Below are 10,715 nucleotides of genomic sequence, written 5' to 3' on the forward strand. Positions count from 1 at the left end.
AGTTCGTCTACTCCACTAGGATGGTCACGTCTCCTCTAGATATTACTTCAACTTCTCCATCTCTGCTAACAGCAAAGTGCACCCTTTCGTGTGCTACTCGCAGGTTGGAGACCTCTATGCTCTCAATCCAGGAGGGTAATCTGGGACTGAGTTTCAGCTTGTGGTTCAGGCCATCTGCCTCCATGCCCAGCATGCTGCGTAGCATCATAAAGACCGTCCCGGCAGCCCATGCCTGTGGGCTACAGCTAACTGGATACTCTGCAGGTCTCCTTAGGTTATCCTCATCTCTCTGAAAACCACACATCAGCTCAGGAAGCCTATTAAGCCTGAAATACTTAGAGGCCTCGAGTATCTGATAAGAGACCTCGTTAGCTTCGTCCCTGAAACCACCCTTATAGAGTCCATATATTATCAGAGAATTGTCGTGGGGCCAAACACTCCCGTTGTGGTAGCTTACGGGGTTGAAGTTGGGATCGTGTGAGCTGCGAGTCCTCAGTCCCCAGCCGGAGAGCATATCTGGCTGCATGAGCCTGTGCACGAAGACGGGCAGCAGATTAGTCTCAACTATATCGCACATCAGGGCATGACCGGGATTACTGGTTATGTCTTTGATGGGCACTTTCTTGTCATCCAGTCCCTGAGCAAAGAAATTGATCTCGGGGACCCAGAAGCGCTCGTTGAAGGCAGTCTTCAACCTGGCAGCCTCAGATGCCAACCTGCTGGCTAGCTCCTGATCCCCCAGCTCGGCCGCAAGCTGAGATAGCCACAACTTGGCAGCGTACACGTAAGCTTGCACCTCCACGAGCGCTATTGGAGGAGAGACTAGGCTTCCGTCCGGGTACAGGATGGAGTCCTGAGAATCCTTCCATCCCTGATTCCTGATACCCAGCTCGGATCTAGTTTTGTACTCCAAGAAGCCATCACTATCGAGATCTCCCCATCTGTCGATCCATTCTAAAGCTTTCATGACCGATGGCAGAAGCTCGGAATACAACGCTCTGTCACCGGTCCATCTCACAACCTGAGCAAAGAGCATCACGAACAGTGGCGTGGAATCCACGCTGCCATAATAAGGGGTATGAGGGATGAGCTTTCTATTTGCGAGCTCCCCGAAGCGCATCTCGTGCATGATCTTGCCAGGCTCCTCGTCTCTCCAGGGATCATCTTCCTTCCCCTGGTACTTTGCCAGGAACCTGAGAGTGGCTATAGCTAGGTCCGGATTGAGGGCTAGGCATTGCATACTAGTGATGATAGAGTCGCGCCCGAAGGGGACGGCGAACCATGGTATACCCGCATGGATCGCTCTGCCTGTGGGGTACTCGCCCGTAAGCGCTTTGATATCTAGCGTGCTCCTCTCTATGAGGTTGTTCAGGTCGACGTTGTCCGTAAAGAACTTGGTACTGCCATCGAGCCAGGTCTCCGTCTCATGCCTCTGCCTCCTTAGGATGAGGTTGTAAATTTTAGCCCCTTCGTGGGCGTGCCTGCGGATTTCGACGGGCTCCGACTCGACCGGCTCAAAGATCATCTCTATATCCAGAGTGCCTTGAGGGCTAAGGTCCACATCCCACTCAACTCTCACGGTATGAGTGTCGCCTGATGCCTGCGTGTGCGCGCGGGAGGGTGAAAGAGCGAAGAAGACGTACAGCTTCCTTGTGATATCATCCTGGCCTTGGTAAATCAGAACGACCGCGTTGTCATCTACATGGGGCTCTAGCAGCTCTCCGCGCTGACCCGAGGCAATGCCACGCACCTCGAACATGTCCATGAAGTCCGCTGCTATATCCAGCGCTAACGAGGTACGCACGCGGAAGTTGTTGAAGTTCTGCAGGACCAGCTTCTGCGATAGGGAGCCGTGCACTGCGTATGACCTGGTGATGGTCAGGCTCCCGGCGGGCACTCTTGTGCCGTCTGCACCTTCAAAGGGGCGGTTTGTGAGGATTATATTGGCCTGATAGGTGGTATCATCGTCATGACTTAGCACCTCCAGGTCCTTGCCTGCCAGGGACAAATGTATGAGGCTTAGGTAGCGGGTATCTTTGTAGTAGAGCCCGTTGGGCCTGTCGTTTTGCAGGATATCGCCGGAGAACTCACATACCATGAAGGTGTGGTTGTCCGATATCACAAGGTGATCCATCTAGACCTCCCAGAGAGCAGTCCTGTTACAGGAAATATTAGTCTATAAACGGTCATGGCGTTAGCCTCCCAGCAACCTTGGGTCAATCTCTCTTGCTGTCTTTGCTTTGACCTCGATCATCCTTGGAGCTGTTCTTGGAGTGTTCGGCCTTCGGCTTCTTGGGCTGTTTGGGAGCATACACATAGACCCTGGTCAGGCCGTACCCCTTGGATGTGTAGTATGCCAGAGTCTTATACGAAGTGCCATCCCACGGATCGTATATCCTGTAGCCATCCGGTGTCTGCCCGCTTCCCCCAACTACCAGCACCCAGTGGGACAGGAGGGAGGTTTCTAGCGTGGGGCCATCCGAGAGCCAGACCATGGCCGGCCGTCCCATGGAAAGCGCCAGATCTAAAGAGTACCAATCAAAAGCCCAAACGCCCCAGAGCTCCAGCTTGCCTTGGCTGAAGTACTTAGATGCCCAGGTCCAGTAGATGGGGCAAGCATTTCTCCCCAGATCTTTGTTCAACTTCTTGGGATCGGTCTTGATGCCGTAAGCATTAAAGGACATGCTCACAACGGTGATGGCGCATCCTGAGTTACCCATCGTATCGCTACAGGTGTGAATTATATCGAACCGCCATCTGGGGTCGTTCTGGGACTGTATGGGTATAGGATACTTACTTTCGACAAGTGGTATATCCGATTGTGGGGCCTTCAGGTCAGCCGTCTGATATGATAGCTGCCCCGTAGTAGTGTCCACGGTCCATACTCTGCCAGCGTTGTAATCCAGGTACTGGAGGTCCCCATAGGGCGTCCACCTTATGGGATTTTGCACATCGCCGTAGAACAGGCTGGTGTTGAACGAGGGATCTTTCACGACCCTGTGCTTATTGCTGCCATCGGCGTTCATCACCCATAGCTCAATGCCAGGCTCCTGGCCAGGGCCTGAGGCGACGACGTAGGCTATCTGCTTGCTGTCGGGCGACCACACGGGACTAGCTACCCAGAGCTGCCATGGGAAATCGCCAATAAGCCGCTTGTTTCTGCCGTCTATGCCGATGGTGTACATCTTCATCCTAGGAGAGTGCGACTGGACAGACACTGCGTAGGTAAGCGTCCTGTTATCGGGGGAGAGTCGTATATACTTCTCGAACATGCCGGGGAGGTGACGAGCAGGCTCGGTGAACACCACTCGTCGGACGCCGTTCCTGACAGCGAACACGTATGTCGTGTAGCCCTCTATCTTGAGCTGGATCTTGTACTCAGGCCCAGGCTTAGGGATCTGGAGCTTGGGCTTGGTGGGCCTGTAGGGCTTCTCCAGCGAGGTCTCCTCGCTAGAGCCAGAGCCACCTTTGCCAACTACGGAGTTAGATCCCGTCTGGACAGGATCCTTGATGGGTTGCCCGGAGCCGTTGCCTATCTCACTATTACTGTTGCCTCCATCATTGCTGTTACCCCCTTCTAGCGCAGAGCCACCCACATTCGCTCCGCCATGGCTGGGAGTTTCTTGGGGAACTACTTTTGTGGGGGAAGGCGTTGGAGTTCCAATGTTCCCAGAAGCGGAGGGCAATGGCGTTGGTGTGCTTACTTCGGGAGCTTGGGACAAGCTCTTCCCTGCTCCCCCTGCACTAGTGTTGCTACCTCCGCAAGAGGACACGAGTAAGGCAAGGACAACCAGCGCGTGCAGCAAGGCGCTGATTGTGCAAGTTTTCGCTCTCATCGTCAGGTATAACCCCTCCTGATTGTATTCCCACAAGGTTACAATGTACTTGCCCAGTATATCACGAGAGTGAGACTTGTACCCTTGGGGAAATACACAAGGGGAGGGATAACTGCCCCTCCCCCAAGATCAGGCTAGACGACGCTCAGGGTAGAATTCTGGAGAGGCGATGTGGTCCACAAGATCCGCCAGCATGGCATCTGAGACCGGGGCCTCGCTCCGAGCAAGGTCAAAGGTTGTGTGTAAGACCATACCCCTGCCTACCCTGTACTTAGTGGTTACAGGGGCTGGCAGTGCCAGCCACCCAACGAACATACCAGCAAGTACGTCGGCGTTATGCTCAGGCATGTATCCCATAATTACGTGCCTAGGCATGACCTCCCTGAAAAGAAAACCTAACGGGTTCTGGACATATACTCGAGAGAGGCTGCCTGGCAAGATCCAGGTCCAGCTTTGGCACCAGTTGCCCTGCCAGGGACTACCAGCCCTGGGCCTGGTGAACAGGTAGGGACAGGTTTCATCTGCCACGAGCAGCAACTTGCCCCCGCCCTTCACCCACCTGTCTAGTTCGGGTGTGACTCTAGTTGCCACCGCGATCTCAGCGTCCTTCAGATCCGAAACCAAGTTACAGCCCATGCTCCTGAGCCTAGTAGACAAATTGGACTCAGGGGATACCACCGTAAGGGGGGCATCTGCTCTGGTCCTCCTGCTAATCGTGGGCAGGCACATTAGCTCGAGAGTGTTAGCCGCCAACTTGCGGCCTTTATGCTCCAGCCACACATCGATCTCGATCAAGCTGGGGGAATCAACCTCGGGCAGTTGGAGCTTGATCTTGCCGACATCCACCACCTGACCCTGATGGGCGGTGATATCTGTGGCAAGCAGCTGCCTTTCCCCTCCCAGCTGCTTACTAGCGTAGTAGACGCTGCCTCCTGATATGCTACCCGCGGACCATTTGGAGTATCTGATAGGCACTTCCAGCTCCTCACCAGCCCAATAGGAGCCACGTCTTCTGTCAGGGATGAGGACATCATCTGTGTTGACCAGGCTAAACTTCTCGTGAAGGTACTTTGGATTGCGGTAGAAATCTAGCAGACCATTAGCTTCCCAGTACGCATCGGTGAACTCAGTAATAACGTACCCAACGATGGACGGGTACAGCCTCATCACCTCTATCTCTGCCCTGAGGGCTTCGTACTGGTGCCTCTGAGTTCCCCGTGCAAGCTCTTCATAAGAACTCCATACTCTGTCCAGACCGAGCTCATGAAACCTTTTTATCACACCGGTGGGATGTGTGGCCTCGGAGGCGATGCCACCTCCCCAGCCGCCAGTCATAAACCACCAAGGTTCGCCTTCCTGCTCCGCCTCCTCTTTAGTTGGCTCCAAAGACGGCAATCCCCAGTTCCCGAACTCACTCACCACCAGGGGTTCATCCCCCCTTGGCTCGGAGTCTTCGTACGGGCTCCAGGTCCATAGGGGGGCCTGTGCGAAGTGCTCCACCCAACTTGCAAAGAATTGGTATTCATCGGGCATGAGGGCATAGATATGAAAGTCATTGATGTCGGACTTCACATGGAGGTTGGGGCCTCTGCTGCCATAGCAGGCGGAGTTATCTACAACCAGTCTGGTGGGATCGAGCTCCTTAGCCTTGTGGTACATCTGCTTCAGCCAGCTGCGATCCTCCTGGGACATCACGAGGTGGGTGCCCCAGTCCTCATTAACTATGGTCCTGATGACCAGTGAAGGATGGTTGAAATCGCGATCTACCATCTCTTGAAGAGTCTGCAGAACTTCTCTCCTCGTGCTCTCGGGCACGGGCTTGACGTTATAGGAGTTGGGCTCTCTGCCCACCGTCCCCCAGGAGGGGATCTCCTCCCAGATGAGTATCCCCAGCTCATCTGCCACCTCGAGGTACCAGGGGTGAGGAACCTTTATGTGACACCTCAGGGTGTTCAGCCCAAGCTCCTTTGCAAGTCTGAACTGCTCGTAGACGTACTCTTTGCTTGGAGGGGCGTATATGGTACCAGGGTAGAAGTCTTGATCCAAAGCCCCTCGCATGTATAAGGGGGAGCCATTTAGGAAAAACCTTCCCTCTCTGGCCTCGAAGCTCCTGATGCCGAACCTTTCTGTAAATGTATCCTCCCCACAGGTGATGCGGGCATGGTAGAGGTTGGGCGAATCCAACGACCACAGCTTGGGATTTGCCAGCTGCAAGGCCAGCTCGCAGGAGGACTCCGCAACTAGATCGGAGGCAGCGGCACGCACTTGCCCTTGGTCGAGCACCTCAACCCGCAGCTCCCTGCCGTTAGCGGCCTCGCTGGTCGCTACTCTGAACGTCACGTTACCGCTCTGTGGGTCCGTGTAGATCCTGACGCCTTTGATGTGTGCCAGTGGCACCGATTCTAGCCACACGCTCTGCCATATACCAGATACATCTGCGTACCAGGTCTGCTTGCCGTGGAGGATGTTGGCTGCCTTTTCGAACTCCGGATCCACCTCCTGGTCAAGCCACCTGGGAGCCCATTGGTACCTATAGCCCCAGTCATCGACCATGACGAGGATCTCGTTCCTACCTGGACGTAGAGCATGAGTGACGTCCAGACAGAAGGGCGTGTATCCTCCGCTGTGACCGCCCACCTCGATACCGTTGACCCAGACCGTGCACTCGTGATCCACGGCCCCAAAACATAGGCGAAACAGCCTGTCGTCGGGCAGGTCGGGGTAGTCTATGGTCTTTCTGTACCAAGCCCTGCCTGTATATCTTCTCAGCTCCGGCTTAGCTGCCTGCCAGGCGGAGGGGACATCTATCGTGTCCTCAAAGGCCACGTCGGTGGAGCTGAAGCTGCGATCCTTGTCAACGCAGAAATCCCATGTACCATCCAAACAGATCCTGTCTCTCATAATCCCCCCAACTTGTTGAGTTTTGAGCTATCTAGAGGCTACCTGCCTCCCAGTCCTCCAGTCAGGGATATACCCTGCACTATACGCCTTTGGAAGATAGCGTAGACTATGAGCACCGGGGCAGATGCCAGCGTAGCAGCCGCCATAGTCAAGCCTTGCTGTACGTAGTTGCCCTGCCCCAGGAAGGCCAATCCCACCGGCAAGGTGTACATAGTCCTCTCGCTGAGCACGACCAACGGCCAGAACAGGTCGTTCCAGGAGCCGAGGAACGTGAAGATGCCCAGGGCCACCAATGCGGGCGATACTAGCGGGAGAGCTATCTGCCAATATATCCTGAACCTGTTGGCTCCATCGACTAGAGCAGCTTCCTCCAGCTCCTTCGGGATAGTTATGAAATACTGCCTGAGCATGAATACCCCGAAGGCATTGGCACCAGCAGGCCATATGAGTGCGTTATAGGTGTCAAGGAACTTCAGGTCGCGCATCAAGAGGAACACAGGTATGAAAGTTACGGCTCCCGGTATCATCAGGCTGATAAGGATGATAAAGAATATCACGTCCCTTCCTGGGAACTCCAGGCGAGCAAAAGCGTAAGCAGCCAGCGAGCACAGCAGCAGAGTCAGAAGCATCACGCTGGTCGACACGAAGAAGCTGTTGAATAGCCACCTCAGGACCGGAAGGGTAGGATCCGCAAGCAGGCGTCGAAAGTTATTCACTGTTGGATGCTCCGGTATCCACCTGACCGGCCACTGGTTCTGGTCCGCCTCGGGCGTAAATGCCTGGGATACCATGTACGCAATAGGAGCCAGCGTAATTATGCCGAGCGCGATCAGATACACGTAAGTTATCACCAGTTCCAGAGATATCCTGCGAAAGTTAACCTTAGCGATAGCAGAGGCCATGATTTTCCCTCCGATGATTAACTAGTACTCGACCCTGGCTCCGAACAGCCTGAAGAACACAAGGGAAACGATGATCATTATGACTGCCAGCGCCACGGCCATGGTCGAGGCGTAGCCCATGCGGAAGAACTTCCACCCAGTTTCCCACAGATACATCATCACGGTCTTGGAGGCCGTGCCTGGCCCTCCTCCCGTAATGAGCAGAGGCTGACCGAAGACGAGCATGTGTGCAAGGAACTGGGTCACGACCACGAAGAGGGTCACCGGCTTGAGCAAAGGCAACGTTATGTTGAAGAAGGACTGTATGCTGCTAGCGCCGTCGATCTTGGCAGCCTCGTATAGGTGCTCTGGAATGTTCTGAAGTCCCGCAAGAAACACGAGCATCGGGAAGCCAAACCCCCACCACACAGTGAATATCGCTAGGGTGGGAATGACTATCCTGGGGTTGTTCACCCAACCTATCTGAGGACCGTTCAGCACATAAGTTATATAGTAGTTGAGCAAGCCGCTTGTGGGATCAAACACCCTGTTGCCGACCACGCCCATCACTGAGACCGACAGTAGCACCGGAGTGTAGAAGAGCACCCTGAAGAATTCCCTGCCTGGGATGTTGCGCTTGAGGGCGGCTGCAGTAAGCAGGGACACCACTACCATTAGGGCCACAGTGAGCACCGTGAAATAGAGCGTATGACCAAGGGTCTCCCACCATTGGTCGTCTCTCATCAGAGATTGGTAGTTTTTAAGCCCCACAAATCGCTGCGTCTTAGCAAGGATACGCCAGTCATACAGGCTCATCCTAATTCCCTGTATGATTGGCCAAGCTGTAAAAACAGCGAAGAAGAATAGGAAGGGCAAAATGAAAAGATAGTTTGGCAGCTGCTTGCGCAGAGCTTTCATCCTTGCCCTGGAACGTACCCTTACAGCTGATATGTCCTCTACCCGAGTGGTGTTCATAATCAGCACCTCCTACACAATAGGGAGAGGGGTATAGACCACCTTCTCCCTATTGTAAAACCAAGTGATCTAATAGCGGTCCAGAATATCCTGAATCCGGCGATTAGCCTGAGTAAGAGCGTCCTTAACGGACATTACTTTGTTTAGAGCAGCATCAAACGCAGGTTCATATTGGGCCTGTATCTCGGTGATGGCCACGTGCTGGGGCTCCGTGCGACCGATGGTCTGAAACTCCTTAGCAAAAGCACTGACCGACCACAGTTTCTGGATAATACCGCTGTTTTGCACAGAGAGCTTAGCCGGCACCTGGCCGGAATCCGCCCATTCGGCATTGTGGTCCTCCAACCACTTGATCAGGTTCTTGGCTCTCTCCAATCGATCTCCTTCTATACCATTGGGGATCACGAATATGTGAGCACTCATCCAGGCGGCCTGGGTGCCATCGGACAGAGAGGGCAAGGATGCGGCCTTAGTTACTGGAGGAAGCAGCTTGGGCCTATCCTTGAAGAAGTTCAGCATCCAGCTACCCTCCCACATTAGAGCCAGCCTGTTGTTGGCGTACAGGTCAGCAGGTGATGTAGTGCCCGCGCCCGTGGGAGCTGCTACTCTGTGCTCATGCACCAGGTCGACCCAATACTGAACCGCCTTTATACAGGCCTCACTATCGAGAGACGCCTTCTTCTTCTCAGGATCAAACACTTCGCCGCCAAACTGCCAGATGGTGGAGAGCAAAGTGGGACGTAGCCAGGAAGGATGCGTAGCATACACAGCTACTTTCTTAGAATCGAAGCCGTTCTCGCCAGGATGCTTGCCATTTTGATCCGTAGTAAGCTTGTAGCACCACTCCAGGTATTCCTGCCCGTTCTTGGGAAGCTTGTTGGGGTCCAGCCCAGCTTCCTTGATGAGCTTCGTGTTGTACCAAAGTCCCCAGCCATGGTTATCCCAGGGCACGCCATAGGCCACACCATCGATAGTGATCTTCTTGATGATCTCCTCGTTGTAATCGCTCTTGTCGAGGATACCAGCGTTGAAGAACAGGTCATCTGCCGATTGCAGCACACCCTGCGTTCCAAACTGAGCCATGGCCCACTCATGCATGATCGCCATGTCTGGCGGCGTGCCTGCGATTATAGATGTCGGGAGCTTCTGGTAGAACAGGCCCCAGTCGTAGGTCTCGGACCTGACCGCAATGCCCTTCTCCTTGGTGTATTTCTGCAGTAGTACCTGCATGGTCTCCCCGTCCGCGCCACCAAGACCGTGCCAGAAGATGACCTTCTCCGTGCCTTTTCCAATCTCCCGTACTACTGGGGTGGGCGGCAGCGGGGTCGGAGCCACGGTTGGCTTACCACTTGGTGCCGGACTAGGTGAAGACGCAGTGGTCGGGGATGGCTGCGGGCTGCTGGTAGGAGTGCTCACCTGCCCGCCAACTGGAGCTGTAGGCGTGGAGCCAGCCCCTCCGCCACACGCCGCCAGGGCAATCCCTACGGCTCCCATCCCGATCGCTTTGAGCGCCTGCCTTCTTGTAAGTAAGCTGCCGGATCTTTCCTGCCTCTCCTCGCTCATCTTCCTGATAGCCTCCTAAGTGAATTTCAAGATTAGAGGGTTTGTGCCACGAATAAGCCTTTGGGAAGAACCCAAGCATGCAAGCCAGGACAAAACCCTTCGGACCTACCACCTCCTCCTGTCACGAAAATCATCTGTCCTCTTTACAACGTTGTAAACCGTTTGTCGAAATACTACACAAGCCCCAAATCGGTGTCAAGAGATATCTGCACCCTTACCCCCCCGCTCCATACGGGACTGTTGCCAGGCTCAAGCCTGTATTCTCCACCTGATACTTTTTCCCGATTTCCCGGTCTCTTAAGTAATCGGGAAATCGGGAAAAACTCTGCAACTGACTATGAGGGTGACTCTGAGGGGCTGCGTGCGGCACGCCCTGCGCCTACCCCCATAAAGGGGTATTCTGAGTGCTTTCTGACTGCACACACCTGGAAGAGCATCTGGGGAACGACTGTGAAGCTACTGACCTTGAGGGGAGGACACAGATGATCCCCGGGCATACCCGGATGCAGGAACCTTCCTGCGATACCCCCATGAGGAGCTGTTATGTGAAATTCCCGAT

At 54.5% G+C, this 10,715-nt stretch carries 7 protein-coding genes; all 7 read right to left on the bottom strand.

The features are described 5' to 3' along the window. Positions 1-7 precede the first annotated feature (7 nt). Positions 8-2,134, bottom strand: coding sequence for an amylo-alpha-1,6-glucosidase (locus N2245_RS09655; RefSeq protein WP_494536527.1), 2,127 nt, complete (start codon positions 2,132-2,134; stop codon positions 8-10). 82 nt (positions 2,135-2,216) lie between these two features. Then, on the bottom strand, positions 2,217-3,836 hold the full coding sequence (locus N2245_RS09660) for a C39 family peptidase (protein ID WP_494536528.1): 1,620 nt from the start codon (positions 3,834-3,836) through the stop codon (positions 2,217-2,219). A 129-nt stretch (positions 3,837-3,965) separates the two neighbouring features. Continuing rightward, a complete protein-coding gene (locus N2245_RS09665; protein ID WP_494536529.1) occupies positions 3,966-6,737 on the bottom strand; it encodes a glycoside hydrolase family 2 protein in 2,772 nt (923 codons plus the stop codon). Between the two features lie 38 nt (positions 6,738-6,775). Next, positions 6,776-7,639 (bottom strand): carbohydrate ABC transporter permease, encoded by an 864-nt coding sequence (locus N2245_RS09670; protein WP_494536530.1) that lies wholly within the window; start codon positions 7,637-7,639, stop codon positions 6,776-6,778. Between the two features lie 21 nt (positions 7,640-7,660). Continuing rightward, the gene (locus N2245_RS09675; protein ID WP_494536531.1) at positions 7,661-8,593 is read right to left on the bottom strand and encodes a carbohydrate ABC transporter permease; all 933 of its coding nucleotides are present in this window, start codon (positions 8,591-8,593) and stop codon (positions 7,661-7,663) included. A gap of 69 nt (positions 8,594-8,662) precedes the next feature. After that, entirely contained in the window at positions 8,663-10,156 is a 1,494-nt protein-coding gene (locus N2245_RS09680) for an extracellular solute-binding protein (protein ID WP_494536532.1), read from the bottom strand. Between the two features lie 335 nt (positions 10,157-10,491). Continuing rightward, the coding region (locus N2245_RS09685; RefSeq protein ID WP_494536533.1) for a hypothetical protein at positions 10,492-10,715 on the bottom strand (224 nt) is incomplete at its 5' end.

This window comes from Thermobaculum sp. T2p, from assembly GCF_059335935.1.

Coding starts and splice junctions, on each gene's coding strand:
- N2245_RS09655 (WP_494536527.1), bottom strand. CDS start 2,134: ATGGATCACCTTGTGATATCGGACAACCACACCTTCATGGTATGTGAG.
- N2245_RS09660 (WP_494536528.1), bottom strand. CDS start 3,836: ATGAGAGCGAAAACTTGCACAATCAGCGCCTTGCTGCACGCGCTGGTT.
- N2245_RS09665 (WP_494536529.1), bottom strand. CDS start 6,737: ATGAGAGACAGGATCTGTTTGGATGGTACATGGGATTTCTGCGTTGAC.
- N2245_RS09670 (WP_494536530.1), bottom strand. CDS start 7,639: ATGGCCTCTGCTATCGCTAAGGTTAACTTTCGCAGGATATCTCTGGAA.
- N2245_RS09675 (WP_494536531.1), bottom strand. CDS start 8,593: ATGAACACCACTCGGGTAGAGGACATATCAGCTGTAAGGGTACGTTCC.
- N2245_RS09680 (WP_494536532.1), bottom strand. CDS start 10,156: ATGAGCGAGGAGAGGCAGGAAAGATCCGGCAGCTTACTTACAAGAAGG.